The sequence below is a fragment of the Cupriavidus sp. 05L310 genome (genome assembly GCF_056398185.1).
On record NZ_JBFTOX010000068.1, the window covers coordinates 37,569 to 55,066 of the forward strand.

15 protein-coding genes and 1 tRNA gene are annotated in these 17,498 nt (G+C 65.1%); 3 read left to right on the top strand and 13 right to left on the bottom strand.

The features are described 5' to 3' along the window. The first annotated feature begins 81 nt into the window (after window positions 1–81). Complete coding sequence (locus AC1DS6_RS35725; protein ID WP_477104264.1) at window positions 82–1,674, top strand: AcrVA2 family anti-CRISPR protein; 1,593 nt, start codon at window positions 82–84, stop codon at window positions 1,672–1,674. A gap of 195 nt (window positions 1,675–1,869) precedes the next feature. Continuing rightward, window positions 1,870–2,205, top strand: a complete 336-nt coding sequence (locus AC1DS6_RS35730) for a PIN domain-containing protein (protein WP_477104265.1) — start codon at window positions 1,870–1,872, stop codon at window positions 2,203–2,205. A 175-nt stretch (window positions 2,206–2,380) separates the two neighbouring features. Here AC1DS6_RS35730 and AC1DS6_RS35735 read toward each other — a convergent pair whose 3' ends face one another. The 4 genes from AC1DS6_RS35735 to AC1DS6_RS35750 are packed head-to-tail and all read right to left on the bottom strand — an operon-like array spanning window position 2,381 to window position 7,436. After that, window positions 2,381–3,055 carry a DUF2894 domain-containing protein gene (locus AC1DS6_RS35735; protein WP_477104266.1) on the bottom strand — a complete coding sequence of 225 codons (675 nt, stop codon included), beginning with the start codon at window positions 3,053–3,055 and terminating at the stop codon, window positions 2,381–2,383. Continuing rightward, window positions 3,048–3,695 (bottom strand): OmpA family protein, encoded by a 648-nt coding sequence (locus AC1DS6_RS35740; protein ID WP_477104267.1) that lies wholly within the window; start codon window positions 3,693–3,695, stop codon window positions 3,048–3,050. The genes AC1DS6_RS35735 and AC1DS6_RS35740 overlap by 8 nt, the downstream gene beginning before the upstream one ends. After that, window positions 3,692–6,682 (bottom strand): DUF802 domain-containing protein, encoded by a 2,991-nt coding sequence (locus tag AC1DS6_RS35745; protein ID WP_477104268.1) that lies wholly within the window; start codon window positions 6,680–6,682, stop codon window positions 3,692–3,694. The genes AC1DS6_RS35740 and AC1DS6_RS35745 overlap by 4 nt, the downstream gene beginning before the upstream one ends. A 10-nt stretch (window positions 6,683–6,692) precedes the next feature. Next, entirely contained in the window at window positions 6,693–7,436 is a 744-nt protein-coding gene (locus AC1DS6_RS35750) for a DUF3348 domain-containing protein (RefSeq protein ID WP_441633846.1), read from the bottom strand. 378 nt (window positions 7,437–7,814) lie between these two features. Between AC1DS6_RS35750 and AC1DS6_RS35755 the strand changes: the two genes are divergently transcribed. Beyond that, a tRNA-Thr gene (locus AC1DS6_RS35755) sits at window positions 7,815–7,889 on the top strand. 113 nt (window positions 7,890–8,002) lie between these two features. Here AC1DS6_RS35755 and AC1DS6_RS35760 read toward each other — a convergent pair. From AC1DS6_RS35760 to AC1DS6_RS35800, 9 genes are all read right to left on the bottom strand, one after another. After that, entirely contained in the window at window positions 8,003–8,821 is an 819-nt protein-coding gene (locus AC1DS6_RS35760; RefSeq protein WP_441633848.1) for a DODA-type extradiol aromatic ring-opening family dioxygenase, read from the bottom strand. A gap of 18 nt (window positions 8,822–8,839) precedes the next feature. Then, window positions 8,840–9,688, bottom strand: a complete 849-nt coding sequence (locus tag AC1DS6_RS35765) for an IclR family transcriptional regulator (RefSeq protein WP_477104269.1) — start codon at window positions 9,686–9,688, stop codon at window positions 8,840–8,842. A 38-nt stretch (window positions 9,689–9,726) separates the two neighbouring features. Then, window positions 9,727–10,857 carry an FAD-dependent monooxygenase gene (locus AC1DS6_RS35770; RefSeq protein ID WP_477104270.1) on the bottom strand — a complete coding sequence of 377 codons (1,131 nt, stop codon included), beginning with the start codon at window positions 10,855–10,857 and terminating at the stop codon, window positions 9,727–9,729. Between the two features lie 315 nt (window positions 10,858–11,172). After that, a complete protein-coding gene (locus tag AC1DS6_RS35775; protein ID WP_441633854.1) occupies window positions 11,173–11,907 on the bottom strand; it encodes a YdcF family protein in 735 nt (244 codons plus the stop codon). 239 nt (window positions 11,908–12,146) lie between these two features. After that, a complete protein-coding gene (locus AC1DS6_RS35780) occupies window positions 12,147–12,800 on the bottom strand; it encodes a 3'-5' exonuclease (protein ID WP_441633856.1) in 654 nt (217 codons plus the stop codon). Window positions 12,801–12,849: 49 nt separating this feature from the next. Continuing rightward, complete coding sequence (locus AC1DS6_RS35785) at window positions 12,850–13,782, bottom strand: oxygenase MpaB family protein (protein ID WP_441633872.1); 933 nt, start codon at window positions 13,780–13,782, stop codon at window positions 12,850–12,852. Between the two features lie 91 nt (window positions 13,783–13,873). After that, window positions 13,874–14,896, bottom strand: coding sequence for a cytochrome d ubiquinol oxidase subunit II (locus AC1DS6_RS35790; protein ID WP_441633858.1), 1,023 nt, complete (start codon window positions 14,894–14,896; stop codon window positions 13,874–13,876). Then, on the bottom strand, window positions 14,893–16,272 hold the full coding sequence (locus AC1DS6_RS35795; protein ID WP_441633860.1) for a cytochrome ubiquinol oxidase subunit I: 1,380 nt from the start codon (window positions 16,270–16,272) through the stop codon (window positions 14,893–14,895). Before AC1DS6_RS35795 ends, AC1DS6_RS35790 begins: the two co-directional genes overlap by 4 nt. 4 nt (window positions 16,273–16,276) lie before the next feature. After that, window positions 16,277–16,894, bottom strand: a complete 618-nt coding sequence (locus tag AC1DS6_RS35800) for a GbsR/MarR family transcriptional regulator (protein WP_441633862.1) — start codon at window positions 16,892–16,894, stop codon at window positions 16,277–16,279. Between the last annotated feature and the right edge of the window lie 604 nt (window positions 16,895–17,498).

Sequence of the window (17,498 nt, forward strand, 5' to 3'; positions counted from 1 at the left end):
GCCGATACCATGAAAGATTCACGCGCGCGTGGCCCAGGATTTGCGCTCGCACGGAACGTCGTTAGAGCGGAGAGTGTTGCCATGGATTGGTTGTTAGCTATTCAGTCATCACGTTGGATCGATGCGCACGGAGCCCCGATCCGGTTCTACAAGGGCGGCCATGTCGAGGTGACCGGCCGGGAGTACAGCTCGCAGGATGCGCTGGAATTGGCGTTGGATGCTTCACTGGCGCTAGGCGGCAAGCCGGTTCGATGCGTAGCGATCGTGCCGGGTGCGACGGTGTCGGTGTCTACGGGAACGCTGGAGCCCTGGGACGACGGCGAGAGGCTGCAGTACTTCGAAGACCTGTGGCGCCTGTTGAGGCCCGAGTTGGTCAAATGGCTGTCTGCACCGACGCCGCGAGGCCGCCAGTTGTTTACGCTGGACTATGGCATCCAGCTTGAGTTGGGCTGGGACGACCGCGCGCAGCTACCGCCGGGCGCCATGTCGATTCGCGTGCAGTATGACGGAGCGGATGCAGAGCACTACGCCAGGCATCGCAGGCGGCAACCTCTGCGCGAGCAGCCCAATCATCGGCGCCGATGGCTGCACCAGCGGCTATTGATACGGCAGCTCCTGCTCGACGCATTGGTAAAGACGGGGCAGGCCACCCACAAGGACTATGCGCGGCTAACGGCGTACGTGAGATATCGCGTCACGGGAGCCCTGGCCGCATGGCAGGCGGTACGCAATGAAGTCGATGCGCTGGCGGTCGGGATGAACTTTACGGAGTTACTGAAGACGCGCTCCATCACCCAGATAGGTTCCAATGTCGCTGAGTTTGTTCGGGCGACACTGCCGAAAGGTAACCGCGGAAGGCCTGTCGACGCGGCGGTCTCGACCGCATTGACCAGCGTGGTTTGGCAAGCGTTTGATGTGCGCGGCGGCGTGTTCTATGAGCCGAGTGCGGCATTGCACCGCCTGCTGGATTCTGCTTTTGTGGCAGACGATGTGCCGATCGGCGCTTTGGCGATGCCGGCGGATACCATTTGCATCACCCCAGAGTCGAGCCGTTGGATGCGCATCGGCGAGAGCGAGGCCATTGTCCTGTTTCGGAACCCGCGCAGCGTGAGTTGTCTGACGTGGTCGCGTGCGGACGGTGCGGACGTACTGGAAATGCTGGAGCTTCCGCTCGACCGCCCGGAGCGGACCATTAGCGAGCTGCTGGATGAAGCATTTGTCCGGCATGCGATGACCGATGCTTTCCTCGTCGCAGACGGAGGGATGGAGGAAAGACGCCAGCATTGGCGCCATACGCTGGATTACGCGATCAAGATGTTGCTGTATCTGACGGTCCGCGATGCCCAGGTGGTGCCCAATCAGGCCTACACCCTTGCGCCAAGAAACTTCACAGGCCTTGGGAAACGCAAGCGGGCGCAACGCCTTCAGGAGATCGAGGAGCTCTACGACAGGTACGTGGTAGGGCCGGCCCTGCTGGATATCGAGGCCGATGCATCGGCGCCCGCTGACACGGGGCCGAGAGAGATCTCGCCCCATTGGCGGCGGCCCCACTTCAAGATGCAGCCCCACGGGGTCCATAGCACTCAGCGCAAACTGATCTTCATTGGGCCGACCATCGTGCGCGCTGATCGCCTGGGGCTCACCGCCGCGGAGTCGCCGAGCGACGACGGATAGGCGTGCTGCCCCGTAGCGACCAACGCAGAAATCGACGTGCCGCACTTAGGGCTGACATAGCCCAAAGTGCGGCTAGGCTCCGATCACCGTCGAACAGACCGGGATCCAACATGGCCTTGATTCAACCGGGTTGCGCTCATTTTTGTAGATATACAATAAAAATGTATATCCAGGAGGGGCAAAGCAAGTAGCCAAATGGCTCGTTCGGAAGCGCTGATGCGTAGCAAGCCGGTCATCAGCGTGCAGGTACTGAATGAAGTCACGAATGTCTGCCTACGCAAGCTAGGCATGGACTGGGATGAGGTGGGGCAGTTCCTGGATGTGGTGAAGAGCTTGTGCCACGTGATGCCCCTGACCGTGGAGGTGCACGAGCTGGCGCTGCGCGTGGCCGAGCGTCAGGGTCTGGCGTTCTACGACGCCCGCAACGTGGCCGCTGCCTCGATCGAGGGGTGCCAGACGCTATATTCCGAGGATATGCACCATGGTTCGATCCTTGAGGACAGTCTGACGTTGAGAAACCCGTTCGCATGAGCGTTGCGCGGCATGTGCGAATGCCTGTCGGCTCCAAGGGAGCCTTCAGCTATCAGGGTAGGATCGTCGGTTCTTTTGTCGGGGGCAACCGCATCCCTGTGCACGGCTCCTTCACGCGTCTCGTCCGAGACGCTTCCCATACGCTGTCCACGCGGTATCGATCCGCCCCACGGCACTAGCGCGGCCTGCCGCGAGCGCTCTTCCTCGAACTCCCGGCGCGAGGCGGCTCTTTAATTCCCGCCAAGGCACCGCCGCCGTTCATCTGCTCCATCCACGACAAGGCATCGACATACGACAGAAACTGGCGGAGATAGCCGGGCGACAGTTCGTGCATCAGTGAGAGGGATCGATGCACCAGGCGGTTCGAGTTGAGCGGGCCGGCATTGTCGGGCACCTGCTCCAGCGACTGCCGCAATTGCCGGTCGGTACTGACCCTGGACCAGGTCTCCCTGAAGTAATCGAGCACCGCCGGTTCGGGATAGGAGACGCTGCGGGGCGTGGCGTGAATTGCTGCGGGGATGCCGCGATCCGCCGGCGCATGGCTGGCGATGTATTCGATCAGTCCGGCAAGCGGCCCGCGAGCCGGCTCGCATGGTGATGCCGCGTTGCCCGCATCGCCGGCCTTGCTTGCGGTGCTTTCAAGATCGTCGGCATAGGCCTTGAGCAGTTTGGACAGCCTGTCGTCCAGGATGCGTCGCGCATCGCCGCCATGGCCGGCCGACCGCCGCGCCAGCGCCTCGATGAAACGGAAGCGGACAGGATCCAGGCGGTCGGCGCCTCGCTCGCGCCATGCGTCGAGCATTGCCTGGGCGTCGCGCGTCCCGCCGTCGTGTGTCCCGCCACTACTCACGGCGCTTCACCGTTGCGGTGGATGGTCTGGCGATCGGCGCTATTTCCACGCGCCGGTTCTTGGCCCGTCCCTGGTCGTCGGCATTCGTGGTCACGGGCTGTTCGGAGCCGAACGCGGCCGCGAATACCGAGGAGGATGGGATGCCTGCATCGATCAACGCACGGGTTACCGTCAATGCGCGCTGCGCTGACAGCTCCCAGTTGTCGGCAAAGCGGCGGTTGGCTTCCCGCACCTGCTGGTCGTCGGTAAAGCCGCTCACCATCAGGATCTCCTCGCGGGCCTGCAGGTAAGCAGACAGGGGCGCGGCCAGGCTCTTCAGCACTTCCCGGCCTTCAGGCTGCAACTGATCGGAGTTGAGGGCAAACAATACGCTGCCGCTGATGCCGATGCGTCCGTTGACGAGCGTCACCCGGCCCGCCGCTAGCGGCACTGCCAGCGCCTTCTCCAGGGCCTCGCGGCGATGCGTCTCCTCCTGCCGTTGCCTGACCTCCTCTTCCAGCTTGGTCGAGAGTTCGAGCTGCACACCGATGACGCCCACCAGGATCAGGACGAAGGCGCCCAGCAGCACCGACATCAGGTCGCCGAAGACGGCCCATATCGGCGCTGTCGGCTCCACGCCGGCGTCGAGGTCCTCGCTCATGCCGCTTCGGCGCCGGCGAGCGCCCCCTGGCCGGCGAGCTGTTGCAGGTTTTCGACGATCTGCTTCTGCGACATCATGCTCAGGTCGATGACTTCCCTGGCCTGTGCCACGTAATACGCAAGCTGTTCGTCACTACGCACGACGGACTTGTCCAGCGCGGCTTCGATGCGCTGCAGGTGGGCCACCAGCTTGTCGTTCGACTCGCCGAACAACTGCACGGCCATACCGAATGCTTCGCCCAGACTTGCCACCTCGACGGCACTGCCGGTGACTTGTGCCGCGACGGCTTCCAGCTTCCCGGTTTCAGCCTCGACCTTGTCGGTGAACCGGGTGCCGACACGGTCCAGCAGATCCGCCGTCGTGCCGACCAGCGCGTCGACAGCCGTGCGCTGTTCGGTGGAGGCATGATTTACGGCACCGAGCAGGGTTGCCAGCGTTTCCAGCAGGCGACCGCGCTCTTCCAGCATGGTGTTGTCGCGGACCATGCTGTCGGAGAGCTTCTGGCGCAGTTCGCCGATGACGTCGGCCGCGGCCTTGGGGGCTTCCGAAGCGGCTTGCACGAGCCGGGAGATTTCGGCAATGGTGTCGCTGGCGTTCGCCTGCGTCTGGGCCGAGATGTCGCGCGCGGTCTGCGCCAGCGTGTCGCAGATTTCCTGCTGCCGGCTCGCGTTGTGCGTGCCCGCCAGCTCCCACTCCTTGTGCAGCGTGGCAGCCACCGCACCGAGCGTCTCGGTCCAGGCCGCCAGCCGCTGCTGGTCCCGCGATGCCAGTTCCGCCTGCAGGTCCGCGTGCGACTGGCCCACCGCGCGCACCAGCGACGCCGAGTGCTGCTCGAGGGTAGCCGCGGCCGCCGCCAGCGCGTGTTGGTTGTCGCCCGCCAGTTTTTCGCTGATGCGTTCGTGCTGGGAGAGCGCGTTGCGCCATGCTTCCGACACGCTGCCCGTTGCGGCTTCCAGGCGCGCGGAGACGCCTTCCAGCAGCTTGGGGGCCGCGGACGCGGCTTGCACGAGGCGGTCGATTTCGGTGAGCGTGCTGTTGGCGTGTGCGTGCGTCTGAGCCGAGATGTCGCGCGCGGTTTGCGCCAGCGTGTCGCAAATCTCCTGCTGCCGGCTCGCGTTGTGCGTGCCCGCCTGCTCCCACTCGCGGCGCAGCGCAGCGGCCATCGAACCGAGCGTTTCGGTCCAGGCCGCCAGCCGCTGCTGGTCCCGCGCTGCCAGTTCCGCCTGCAAGTCCACATGCGACTGGTTCACCGTGTGCAGCAGTGAAGCCGAGTGCTGCTCGATGGTCGCCGCGGCGGCCGCCAGGGCCTGTTGATTGTTGTCCGCCAGTTTCTCGCTGACGCGCTCGTGCTGGGCCAGCGCGTTGCTCCACGCTTCCGACACGCCGCCCGTCGCGGCTTCCAGGCGCGCGGAGACGCTTTCCAGCAGCTTGGGGGCCGCGGACGCGGCTTGCACGAGCCGGTCGATTTCGGCGACCGTGTTGCTGGCGTGCGCTTGCGTCTGGGCCGAGATGTCGCGCACGGTTTGCGCCAGCGTGTCGCAGATTTCCTGCTGCCGGCTCGCGTTGTGCGCGCCCGCCTGCTCCCACTCGTGGCGCAACGTAGCGGCCATCGAGCCGAGCGTTTCGGCCCAGGCCGCCAGCCGCTGCTGGTCCCGCGATGCCAGTTCCGCCTGCAGGTCCGCGTGCGACTGGCCCACCGTGCGCACCAGCGACGCCGATTGCTGTTCCAAGGTCGCCGCGGCCGCCGCCAGGGCGCTTTGATTGTCGCCCGCCAGTTTCCCGCTGATGTGCTCGTGCCGGGACAGCGCGCTGTTCCACGCTTCCGACATGCTGCCCGCCGTGGCTTCCAGGCGGGTGGCGACGCCTTCCAGCAGGCCCGCCGAGCGTTGCTCAAAGGTGCCGGCGAACTGATCGAGCGCGGTGCGCAAGTCCTGCGTCAGCGCCTCGCTCGATCGCTGGTGCCCCGCCAGCGCCTTGTTCCAGATGTCCGCCACGGTAGTGGTCGCGGACTCGAACCCGGCCGACAGCCCGTCGAGCTGCCGCTGCACGGCTTGCGTGACGGTGTCGTTCAACGAGGCCGTCTCCCGCGCGATGCTCGACATCAAAGCTTCCACGGCCGGCTGAAGCGCCGCACCGGCGGCGCGGGAGCTCTCGGCGATGCTTTCCTTCATGGACTGCTCCACCGAGGAAGCCAGGCGGGTGTACGCGGCCTCGGTCTTGCCGTGAAAGGCGTCCTGGCTGGCGATCTGCCGCTCGTGCAAGGTTTGGCTGTGCTGCTCCATGGCCGCCATCATGGCCTGCAGCCGGTCGACCAGGCTGGGCATTGCCTCGGCCTGCCGCTGCAGGAGCTTGAAGGATTCCTCGCGCTGATGGGTCAGCGAGTAGACGCGCAATGTCGTCGCGATCTTCTCGTCCAGCATCTGCGCCGCCTGGAGCCGCTCGCGCCGGCTCAGCGTGGACAGCAGCCCCAGCATGGCGGATGTGGCCACGCCCGCGATCGAGGTGCCGAATGCAAATCCCAGACCCTTGACCGGCGCGGCCAGCGAAGCGCGGATGGCCTGCAAGTCCGTTGCGCTTTCCAGCGCCATCCCGGTGCCCCTCAGGGTGACCACCATGCCCAGGAAAGTGCCGAGCATGCCCAGCAGCACCAGCAAGCCCACAAGATACGGCGTCAGCGCCGGCCCCGGCAGGCCCACGCGCTCACCCTCGATGCGCAGGCGCGTCGCATTGCGCAGGCTGGGATGCAATTGCTCCAGCCATGCAGCCAGCCTGGCTGGAGGCTCGGACAGGCCGGCCACGGCCCGCGCCAGGGTGGAAGTGGCCTGGTGGTAGCGTCGCAGTTCAAGCGCGCCTGCCAGGTAGCAGGCGCCGACCAGCATCGTGACGGCCAGCGCCAAGGTGTTCGAGCCGGCGTAGCCGGCGCCGATCCAGCACACGACGGCCAGACCCACCACAAAGACGGCGAAATTAAGAAGATATCTGGACATGGCGTCCTGGTTAGCTTGAGCGAAGGGCCGCAAGAAGCCCTTCGACCGGTTGAAAACGAATGTCCAGTTCGGCAAGCAACACGCTCCGCATGTCCTTGCGGAACACATCCAGCCATGCGCCGGGCGTGACCGCCGCGGGCTCTCCCGGGACCTGGGCGTCGGCCAACGCCGCCTGCCCGGCCTGGCGCAAACGCTCGAAGTGCCCTTCGAGCAGCGCGGGCACGGCGGCAAGCAGACTCCGCTCGCGCGCGCTCAGTGCCCGCTCCATGGCGGCATCCAGCACCGCAAGCCGGGACATGGCGGGCGTACTGGCGGCCAGCATCGCCCGCAGGCGGCCGCGCAGATTGCCGATGCCCGTTTCCATCGCCTGCTGCAGAGAGAGGTAACGCTGACGATAAACCGCGTAATCCACTACCGCATCCACCGCATCCGCCTGCGCGGGCGGCTGCGCTTGTCCGCGCCGCCTGGCGGGGGCGAGTGCGCTGTCGCCGGCGATGGCATCCGCCAACGCGGTTCGGACACGTGCGCAATCGCGCTCCTCGGCGCTGCCGAAGGCTCGCGCGCCGGGTGCCACAGCCGGCGGATTGCCGCTCAGGGCCGTGGACAGCTCGATGGCGTCGGCCCAGCCGAGCCATTGGCTCAGCCGGTCCGAGAGCGATTGTCTGGATTCGGGAACATCGACGTCCGTCAGGCGCGCAAGCAAACGAATGAGCGTCGGGCCGCTGAAACTTGTGCGCTGTGACACTTGCACCATACCGGCGGAGTCAAAAACCCGCTAGTTTACACGCCGGCGGCAGCTGAACCCACTTCCTTTCGCATTGAAGCGCTAACAAGCAGCCAGAGCCACATGGTGTCATCGGCAATCGCGAAGCGAACCGGGTCAGGCTCCACACGCTCGATGGCATGATCGCCCGTTTGCGGGCCAGGCTTTGCGAACGCAATACCATGGAAACTTTCGCTTGTCAGGGGGTTGCCGAGCAGGGGTGATTAGTCCATAATGCAGTCCATTGATTCGGCGGGAGGCTGAAAAATTCCTTAAGAATCAATGGGTTATGGCGACAATACCGGTCTCGTATCCCGCTCCGTTGCATCAGGCAAAAGAGCAAGTCGTTGCAGTTTGCGATCAGTAACTGCCCATGTGGCTCAGTGGTAGAGCACTCCCTTGGTAAGGGAGAGGTCGGCAGTTCGATCCTGCCCATGGGCACCATCCGTTTTCATTCCCCGAATTCACTCCCCGCGGCTAGCGGCCATCGTACAGGCCGCTCTAGTCAGGTTCACTCCATCGGTCAGTTCCCGCGCCGCATTCCGTCGTGCCAGGCCCTACTGACGCATTCCCCCGAACATGAAGCTGGACACCGTGATGCCGCCGGCGAAGTTGTCCTCGTGATAGACCCGTGTGGCTGTGTCGTCTTCGGCCGCGCCGACCGCCACCATTAGCGGCAGCAGATGCTCTTCCCGCGGATGTGCCTGGCGAGCCGCGGGCGCGTTCTCCCAGGCCGTCAGCGCCGCGGCGCGTTGTTCCGGGGTTGTTGCCGTGAGTGCTTGCTGAAGCCATGCATCGAATGCTGCCGACGCCTCCTTCCCCGCGGGGCCGAACGCGCGCAGGTTGTGGTAGCTCAGCCCGCTGCCGACGATAAGGATGCCCTCGCGCCGCAGCGGCGCCAGCGCCCGCCCGAGCGCCAGGTGCGCGAGCGGGTCGAGCCCGCGCTTGAGCGAGAGTTGCACGGTCGGCATCTCCGCGCCGGGATAGATGACGGCCATCGGCGCATACATGCCGTGGTCAAAGCCGCGCAGCGGATCGAGCCGGGCGGCAATGCCCGCACTTTCCAGCAGGCCGAGTACGCGCCCGGCGAGTTGCGGCGCGCCTGGTGCCGCGTACCGGATCTGGTAGGTGTAGTCCGGGAAGCCGTAGTAGTCATAGATCATGGGCGGGTTCGGATTGGCCATGATCGTGAAGTCCGGCTCTTCCCAGTGCGCCGAAATCATCAGTACTGCCTTGGGCGCCGCGCCCGCCAATTGCGGCATCTGCTGCAGGGCGGTCTTGAGTCTGTCGTAACGGCCACCCATTTGTTCTTCCATCCAGGGCCAGGGCCCGCCGCCGTGCGAGATGAAAAATGTGGGAAGTGCTGGCGTTGTCATCTTGGCTCTCCTGGTGACTCAGCGGCGCCGCTCGGCAACGTAGCCAAGCAGGCCGGACAGTTCGCGCGCGGCGCGCTTGACCTCGCGTTCGACGCGCTCGCGCAGCGTGGTATCCCGCTCGAAGCGGAGTTCCGGGCCGGCCACGCTGATGGCGGCAACGGTGGCGCCGCTGGCATCGAATACCGGCGCCGCGCAGGAGTCGATGCCGGCCTCGAACGCGGAGAAGCTCCATGCGCAACCGCGCTCGCGGTCGGCGGCAAGGATGTCGCCCAGCCGCGCGTAGGTGGCCGGGCTCTGCCTGGTGACGATGGCCAGCGGTTCTTCACCCAGGCGCTCGCGCAGTGCATCTTCCGGCAGGCCGGCGATCAGCATGCGCCCCGGCGTGGTGAGGTGGGCCGGCACCCGGCTGCCGACCTGGATGTTGCTGACCAGCGTGGTCTGCGGCATGTCGCGCAACAGGTAAAGCACGTCACCGCCATCCAGCACGCCAAGGTATGCCGACAGTTGCAGCGACTGGCTTAGTCCCGCCAGCACACTGCGCGCGAACACGGTGAGGTCCTTGGACGCCAGCACCTTGGCCGCCAGCTTGACGAGATCGAAGCCGGCCTGGTGGCCGCCCTGCGGCAGCCGCTCCACCATGCCCTCGTGCTCCAGCGTGGCAAGCAGGCGCATCACCGTTACGCGGTTCACGTCGATGCGCCGGCCCACCTCGCTCAGGTTGGCGGTGGACCCGCCCTCGGCAATAAAGCGCAGCAGCCGCAGGGCGCGGATCACCGGGCTGACCAGTTGCGTCTTGTCGTCATCGCCGCCATCGGCGGCCTCGTTTGCGGCGGGTGCGGGCTGGCTCAGCTTGGGGTTCTTGCTCATCGGTTCCGGTTGGGCGGGGTGGCGGTGTACCGCACGGCTTAGTTGAGCGGCACCTGCCAGGCGTTGTAATCGTACACCCAGTCCGCATTGCCGCCTTCCTTGAGCCAGGCGTTGCTGCGCGAGCCGATCTGGATGCGGCTGGTGCGCTCGTGGCGCGCGGCCTGGTAGCGCGCGAGCGCGGCCGGGATGTCCTTGCCGTCGGCCTCGGCCAGGCAGCGGGCCAGTACCACGCCGTCCTCGATGGCCATGCCGGCGCCTTGCGCCATGAAGGGCATCATCGGGTGGCAGGCGTCGCCCAGCAGCGTGACCGTGCCGGCGGACCAGGCGGGCAGCGGGTCGCGCACGTACAGCGCGGAGATCAGCACGTCGTCGCAGGCATCGAGCAGCGCGCGGGCTTCGGCATGGAAGCCGGCATAGGCCTCGCGCACGTCTTCCACGCGGCCCGGCGTGGTCCAGGATTCGTTGCGCCAGGCTTCCTGCGCCACCGTGGCGAAGACAAAGATCTCGCGGCCGCGGTTGAGCGGGAAGGTCACGATCTGCGAGGTTGCCTCGGGGCCCCACCACTTGGTAAAGGCTTGCAGGTTCGGCACGGAGGCAAGGCGCTCGGCCGGCACCACCGCGCGGTAGGCCACCACGCCGGTGAAGACCGGATGCTCCGCCCCGAACAGCGACGTGCGCACCGCCGAATGGATGCCGTCGGCGCCGATCAGCACATCCACGTCTTCCTGCGTGCCGTCGGCGAAGCGCAAGGTTGCGCCGGCCTCATGCCGTTCGAGTCCCGTCGCCTTCTTGCCGAGCCTGACGCATGCAGCGGGCAGGGCGCGCTCCAGCGCGGTCATCAGGTCGCCGCGGTGCATGGTGAGCTGCGGCGCGCCATAGCGGATCTCCGCCTCGTCGGACATGGCCAGGCGCGAGGTTTCCTCGCCGGTATTCCACGCCCGGCTGATGCGGTGGGTAGGCCGCGCGGCGGTCTCGCGCAGCGCTTCGCCCACGCCCAGGCCATCCAGCGCGCGCACCGCGTTGGGCGTGAGGTTGATGTCCGCGCCGACCCGCGCAAAGCGCGCGGCCTGCTCGAACACCACGACATCCTGCCCGAGCTTGCGCAGCGCGATCGCCGCGGCGAGGCCGCCGATGCCGGCGCCGTTGATGCCAATTTTCCTTGAAGCCATGGTGCTTGTTCCTTTGGGGTCGCCTTGGTATGTACCCGGGGGTGCGCCTCGCTGCATAGCGGCTGCGCTTGCCGGTAGATATGTTCAAATATGAACGTAATGTTCATAAAAGAATATAAAGGCGGCAAGGGGATGTCAACCCGAGGGTTTACGCGGGGGCGAACGAAGGAAGAGGCCGCATTGCGGCCTCAAGGGAAGGAGAAAACCTGCGGGTGCGTGGGTCCGCCTGAAGGCGGCGGGTGCGCGAGTTCAACCCACGAGGTTGAACTGCGCAGTCTCTTTGCGTGCCGGCGCGGCGTGCCTTCTTTTGGGGGGCTAGTATTCCCGCAATATCCAACCACTGATAAACGCAAAATACTCGCGCAACCAGGCGTTGTATCGCAAATAGAGTGGCGTAGCGGCCCCTGCGCCTGACACGGTCCGGAACCCGGCCTTATGCGCAATCCGCTTCGCGCGTATCAGGTGAAAATCACTGGTCACCAGCACTAGCGGGTCGCCGGCGCTCACGCCTTGTTGCTCCAGCAACCGGCGGCTGAAGAGCAGGTTTTCCTCCGTGCTGGTACTCCGGTCTTCCCGGATCAGGCGGTCCGGCGCCAGGCCATGCGTGGTCAGGTAGTCCGCCATGACATCCGCCTCGCTGCACCGCAGTCCGAAGTCCTGGCCGCCGCTCACCACCACTCGCGCCGCTGGCCATTGCCGTGCCAGCGCCAGGCCTTCGTCCAGCCGCGCAGCCAGGGTAGGCGATGCGGCGCAATGTGGTGTGCCAGAGCCCAGTATGAGGATGGCTTTGGGGGGCGATCCCGCGTCCGTGGATTCGGAAATGCCGGCGCTTATGAAATAGAAGAACATCCCCAATGTCACCAGCCACGCGGCAAACGCCGCCCGGCCTATCCCCCAGATCCATCGGCGCCGCCGGCTGGCCGTGCGCCATTGCGCCACTGTCTCCCAGCGCCATGACAGCATGAGAAAGGCCGCGCCGATCGCCAGAGGCAGGACGACACCGAAGTTGAACAGTCCCATCAGCATCAGCGCGAAGGCATCGCCAATCATCAGTGCGCCAGGTAGTGCAAGGCAGGTGCGCCGCCAGGCAGCGCTAGTCGACAATGTTGCGCGTGTCACTTTCATCCAGGCAAATGGTTAGTTGCATGCCTTCTTTGTTGAAGGCGCAATGGGGCAGGGGCGCGTGCAGGGCGTTGGCGAGCGGGATCCCTGCGAAGATCAGAATCAACGACCCGGCGGCCGCTAGCCGCACCAGCACCCTCGCTTGCGATGTCTTGGCACAGTGCCAGTCACTGGTTTCCTTCCGGGGTCCCGCTCACATCGCCTCGCGCCTGGCCCTCGCCCAGCGAACGCAGGAACGCCGGCACCTTGGCGCTGCTGGTGAGCTGTACGCGGGTGATGAGTTCGTAGTCCACACGGCTCATGCCGTAAGTCTGGGCGATATCGTGCTGCAGACGGTGCCAGAGGTGGCAGGTCATCTGGGCATCGGCCATCGCACGGTGGGCACGCCCGGACTTCGGCAATCGCAGCATGTCGACCAGCGTCGACAACCTGTGGTTTTGCGCGTGCGGGTAGACGCGCCGCGAAACGAGCATGGTGCAGGCGAAGGACTGATCGGACGACATGCCCAGGTGCGCAAGCTCGGCTTGCCAAAACCTCCGGTCGAAACCCGCGTTGTGGGCCACCACGGGATGCTTGCCGACGAACTGGGCCGCTTCTCGCATCACCTTCGACGCGGCAGGTGCCGATGCAATCATGTCGTTCGTGATGCCGGTGAGGTTCACGACCTGCGAGGGGATGCGCCTGCCCGCGTTCATCAAACTTTGATAGCGGTCGACGATTTGCCCGTCACGCAACAGAATGACAGCAATCTCGGTAGCCCGGTCGCCTTGATTGGGTGACAGTCCCGTCGTCTCAAAATCCAGAACCGCAATGGTCTGCATACTGTTTCTCTTGATCTTTGTTAGTTCATTGCCCGTCCAGGCCACTAGCTCAGGACGACTGTGTCAGCGTCGCGGGCGCGGGCTTTGCCGCCCGCCGCCGCGCGCGCGCCGCCAGTCCGCTGCCGAGCGCCCAGCGCAAGGTGGGGGCCAGCACTCGCATGCCGGCCAGCGAAACCGGCCGGCGGATCGCGGTGGCGCCATGCAGGCCAAGCTCGCGCTGGGCCCAGTGCGGCAGCAGTGCAATGCCCGCGTCGGCCATGATGCGTACAGCCGGCACCAGCAGCGGGCTGGCCACCGGCATGGCCATCACCAGCCTTACCACTTCGCGGCTGCGCTCGCTCACGACCAGTTGCGGGCGCATGCGCTCCAGGTAAGCGGCGATGGCTGCCGTGCTGCGGGGTATTTCGGTAGCGCCCAGCAGTTCGGCGATACGTGCCTCTTCCTCGTAATAGCGGTCCTGCTCGGCAAGCGAGAGCGGGCCGACATAGCGCAGGTATGCGGTCAGGAAGCTCGACACCTCGGCCACATGGACCCAGGTCAGCAGCGCCGGATCGTCCGCCGCGTAGGGCCGTCCGTCCGGGGCGGTGCCCTTGACCGCGGCGTGAATGCGCCTGACGCGGTCAATGAGCGCCAGCGCATCGGCGCGGCTGCCGTAGGTGGTGCCGGCGATGAACTGCGCGGTGCGTCCCAGCCGGCCCTGCATATCGGTGCGGAAGGTGGAGTGATCCCACACGCCGGCCAGCGCCAGCGGATGCATGGTCTGCATCAGCAGGGCGCTGACGCCGCCCGCCAGCATCGCCGGAAAATCGGCGTGCACCCGCCAGCAGACCGCGTCCGGGCCGAACAGGCCGGGGTCGCCGGGCGGGTTGTCATAGTCGAGGCTGAGGCCGGAGTTGCTCCGGGTCAGACCCCTCACCTGCGCGCCCGCCCGGGCGCGCAGGCGGTCGAGCAGCCGCCGGTGAGGGCCGCCGGGCGGGGACATGGAGGGGGGAATGCCGGGGGGATGGCCTTGCGAGCCGCTCATAAAAGCCTGGTGATTGCGTGTCGATTCGACCCTAATGATGACACACGGCTCAGTAGTAATGCAGGTCCGTCGCCTTGCCCCAGAAAACACGGTAGGCGTAGAGCGTGTAACCCAGGATGGTGGGCAGCACGACCGCCGCGCCGGCCAGGATGACGCCGAGCGATTCCGGTGCGCTCGCAGCTTGCCAGATATCGATCTTGTCCACCACCAGATAGGGGAAGATGCTGTACGCCAGGCCGTTGAACGCCATCAGGAAGATTACCGCGGTGCCGGCGAACGGCACCCAGCACCAGCGGTCGTTGCCGCGGTCGTGCATGGCCGGCATGCGCCGCAGCAGGCGGTCGATGATGACGAACAGTGCCACCGTGACCAGCGGGATCGGCGCCAGCAGGATGATGTTGGGCAGCGAGAACCATTTGTCGAAGATGCGCTGGCTCACCATCGGCGTGACCAGCGAGATCGCCGCCACGCCGATGCCGGTCAGCCACAGGCTGCGGCGCGCCCAGTACATGGCGCGCCGCTGCAGGCTGCCGCTGGTCTTCATGATCAGCCAGCCCGCGCCCAGCAGGCAGTAGCCCGCCACCAGGCACAGCCCCACCACCACCGCGAAGGCAATGTCGAGCCAGCCGTACTGGAAGCCGGTGATATAGAGGCCGAGCATCAGGCCTTGCGAGAAGGCAGCCAGCAGCGAACCCGCGTAGAACGCGCGGTTCCACCACGGCTTATGGTGGGCGCGCGCCTTCACGCGGAAGTCGAACGCCACGCCGCGGATGATCAGCCCCGCCAGCATCAGCGCCACCGGCAGGTAGAGCTGGGTCAGGATCGCGCCGTGGGCGATGGGGAACGCCGTGAGCAGCAGGCCTACGCCGAGCACCAGCCAGGTTTCGTTGGCGTCCCAGAAGGGGCCGATCGAGGCGATCATGGTGTCCTTGTCGGCATCGTCCGCGCGGCGCAGCAGCACGCCAACGCCCAGGTCGTAGCCGTCCAGGATCACGTAGATCAGCATCGAGAGGCCCATCAGGGCCAGGAATACCAGCGGCATCCAGCCGGCGGGTTGGGTCAGGTCGTTCATTCTGCGCTCCGCAATTCGCCAGGCACCACGGCTTGAAGGGGTTCGATCCCGGGCTTGCCTGCATTGGCGTCGGTCCCCGCTTTGCGGGCCAGGTAGAAGACCACCGAGATATAGGCGGCGATCAGGGCCAGGTAGAGCGCGAGATACATCGCCAGCGTGGCGCCGATCATGGCTGCCGGCACCTTGGAGGCCGCCTGCGCGGTGGTCAGCACGCCGTACACCAGGTAAGGCTGGCGGCCGATCTCGGTGACGTACCAGCCGGCCACCAGGGCCACCCAGCCGGAGAAGGTCATGGCCACCAGCGCCCGCGCCATCCACGGCGCGGGCTGGCCGCCACGGCGCAGTTGCCACGCCGCCACCCACGACACCGCCAGCATCAGCAGGCCCACGCCCACCATGATGCGGAAGGCGAAGAATAGCGGCGCCACCGGCGGATGCCTGTCGCCAAAGGCGTCGATGCCTTTGACCTCGCCATCCGCGCTATGGGTCAGGTAGATCGAAGCCAGCTTGGGAATGGCGATCTCGAAATCGTTGTTCCGCGTGGTTGCATTGGGCAGGCCGAACAGCACGGCCGGCGCGCCTTTCTCGGTTTTCCAGATGCCTTCCATAGCGGCGATCTTGGCTGGCTGGTGGTGCAAGGTGTTAAGTCCATGCAGGTCGCCCGCCACGATCTGCAGCGGGATCAGCACCGCAGCGATGGTCACGCCGGTGCGCAGCGACGACAGCACATCCGGCGCGCGGTCGCCGCGCAGCCAGCGGTAGGCCGAGATGCCAGCCAGCAGGAAAGCCACGGTCAGGCCCGAGGCCAGCAGCATATGGACGAAACGGTAAGGGAAGGACGGGTTGAAGATCACCGCCAGCCAGCTCGTCACGTGGGCGCGGCCATCGATCATCTCGAAGCCCGCCGGGGTTTGCATCCACGAGTTCAGCGCCAGGATCCAGAAGGCCGACAAGGTGGTGCCGCCCGCCACCAGCAGCGTGGCGATGGTATGCGTGCGGTTGCTGACGCGGCGCATGCCGAACAGCATGATGCCGAGGAAGGTGGCCTCCAGAAAGAATGCCGTCAGCACCTCATAGGCCAGCAGCGGCCCGGCCACATTGCCCACGGTTTCCATATAGCCCGGCCAGTTGGTGCCGAACTGGAAACTCATGGTGATGCCGCTGACCACCCCCAGCGCAAAGGTCAGGGCGAAGATCTTCACCCAGAAGCGGTAGGCGGCCATCCAGCGGTCGTCGCCGGTCTTGTTGAAGCGCAGCTTGAAGAACAGCAGCACCCAGGTCAGGGCGATGCTGATGGTGGGAAACAGGATATGGAAAGTGATGTTGGCGGCAAACTGCACGCGCGCCAGCACCACCGGGTCGAGCGACGAGAACATGGAACTACTCCTTCCGGGTGCGGGTCGGCTTGGCCTTCACGACGCTGGCTGGGGCGGTATCGGCGCGAGGCTTGCCGCCGAGGGCGATGCTGAATTTTTCTTTCGCTTCCAGCAACTTGTTGACCTTGGAGCCGAGCTTCATCAGCTTTTCCAGCGTGGCCACGTCGAGCTTCTGGATATCGCCGAACCAGCTCGTTACCAGCAGGATCAGCTGGTACATCTCCTTCATTCGCTCCTGCGCATGGCGGTCGTTGGGGTCGGACGGGGTTTCCAGCTGGACTTCGCGCAGCATCGACAGGGTCGGATCGATCTCGCGCCGGCGGCGTTCCTCGGCCAGCGTGCGGAAGATGGCCCAGACATCGTCAGGCGCCGAGAAATACTCGCGGCGATCTCCTGGCTGATGCGACAGTTTCACCAGGTTCCACGACTCCAGCTCCTTCAGGCCGATGCTGACATTGGAGCGCGAAAAGCCCAGCGCTTCGGCGATCTCGTCGGCATTGAGCGGGCGGGAGGCGGTGAACAGCAGGGCGTAGATCTGTCCGACTGTACGGTTGATACCCCAGCGGCTGCCCATTTCGCCGAAATGGAGCACGAAGCGCTGGATCAGGGGCGAGAGATGCATGCTTGTCTGTTTTGAATTTTTAGAAAGTTTTGAAAGTTTAGTATGAAACGGGAGAACGTGGCCGGGTTCTAGGGGTGCGGCAAGGTGTCGCTGCCCAGACTTGGGGTTCGCTGCAAGCGGCTCAAAGCGTGATTGTCTGAGTTCCGTAGCCGGGCTGGCCCCAGGCCACTCAATTCGCTTGAGTGGCTGCGGGAACACTGTACGAATTTCCCAGAAAAAGCTTGCAAGCTTAGTGGGAAACCCTTAGTATTCGGTCCCCCGCAGCAGGAAACACCGCTGCAAACYGAGYGGCAGAAAATGGTTGCGGGGATTAACGAGAGTAATCAGGCGAAGTCAGCGAAGTTTCCGGGAAAAAGAAATTTCGCAAAATGCTTGATTAAGTTTGAAAAGTTCTTCATAATCTCGTTTCTCTGCTGCWGCAAACGCAGCGACGCGGTAAGCAAAGCGARCCGCRRCTAGTTCTTTAACAAACAAACAACCGATAAGTGTGGGCGCTTGATAGCGGATGCGGAAGACTTCGGTCTTTTAGCTTACAAGTTATAAAGTGCTCGCACAGTAAAACATGTTGGTTATGTCCGGGGTGCAAATCACGGATGTAGCCAGT

Bases quoted from the DNA above. Each gene is read 5' to 3' on its own strand.
- AC1DS6_RS35725 (WP_477104264.1), top strand. From the start codon at position 82: ATGGATTGGTTGTTAGCTATTCAGTCATCACGTTGGATCGATGCGCAC.
- AC1DS6_RS35730 (WP_477104265.1), top strand. From the start codon at position 1,870: ATGGCTCGTTCGGAAGCGCTGATGCGTAGCAAGCCGGTCATCAGCGTG.
- AC1DS6_RS35740 (WP_477104267.1), bottom strand. From the start codon at position 3,695: ATGAGCGAGGACCTCGACGCCGGCGTGGAGCCGACAGCGCCGATATGG.
- AC1DS6_RS35745 (WP_477104268.1), bottom strand. From the start codon at position 6,682: ATGTCCAGATATCTTCTTAATTTCGCCGTCTTTGTGGTGGGTCTGGCC.
- AC1DS6_RS35750 (WP_441633846.1), bottom strand. From the start codon at position 7,436: ATGGTGCAAGTGTCACAGCGCACAAGTTTCAGCGGCCCGACGCTCATT.
- AC1DS6_RS35760 (WP_441633848.1), bottom strand. From the start codon at position 8,821: ATGACAACGCCAGCACTTCCCACATTTTTCATCTCGCACGGCGGCGGG.
- AC1DS6_RS35765 (WP_477104269.1), bottom strand. From the start codon at position 9,688: ATGAGCAAGAACCCCAAGCTGAGCCAGCCCGCACCCGCCGCAAACGAG.
- AC1DS6_RS35770 (WP_477104270.1), bottom strand. From the start codon at position 10,857: ATGGCTTCAAGGAAAATTGGCATCAACGGCGCCGGCATCGGCGGCCTC.
- AC1DS6_RS35775 (WP_441633854.1), bottom strand. From the start codon at position 11,907: ATGATTGGCGATGCCTTCGCGCTGATGCTGATGGGACTGTTCAACTTC.
- AC1DS6_RS35780 (WP_441633856.1), bottom strand. From the start codon at position 12,800: ATGCAGACCATTGCGGTTCTGGATTTTGAGACGACGGGACTGTCACCC.
- AC1DS6_RS35785 (WP_441633872.1), bottom strand. From the start codon at position 13,782: ATGTCCCCGCCCGGCGGCCCTCACCGGCGGCTGCTCGACCGCCTGCGC.
- AC1DS6_RS35790 (WP_441633858.1), bottom strand. From the start codon at position 14,896: ATGAACGACCTGACCCAACCCGCCGGCTGGATGCCGCTGGTATTCCTG.
- AC1DS6_RS35795 (WP_441633860.1), bottom strand. From the start codon at position 16,272: ATGTTCTCGTCGCTCGACCCGGTGGTGCTGGCGCGCGTGCAGTTTGCC.
- AC1DS6_RS35800 (WP_441633862.1), bottom strand. From the start codon at position 16,894: ATGCATCTCTCGCCCCTGATCCAGCGCTTCGTGCTCCATTTCGGCGAA.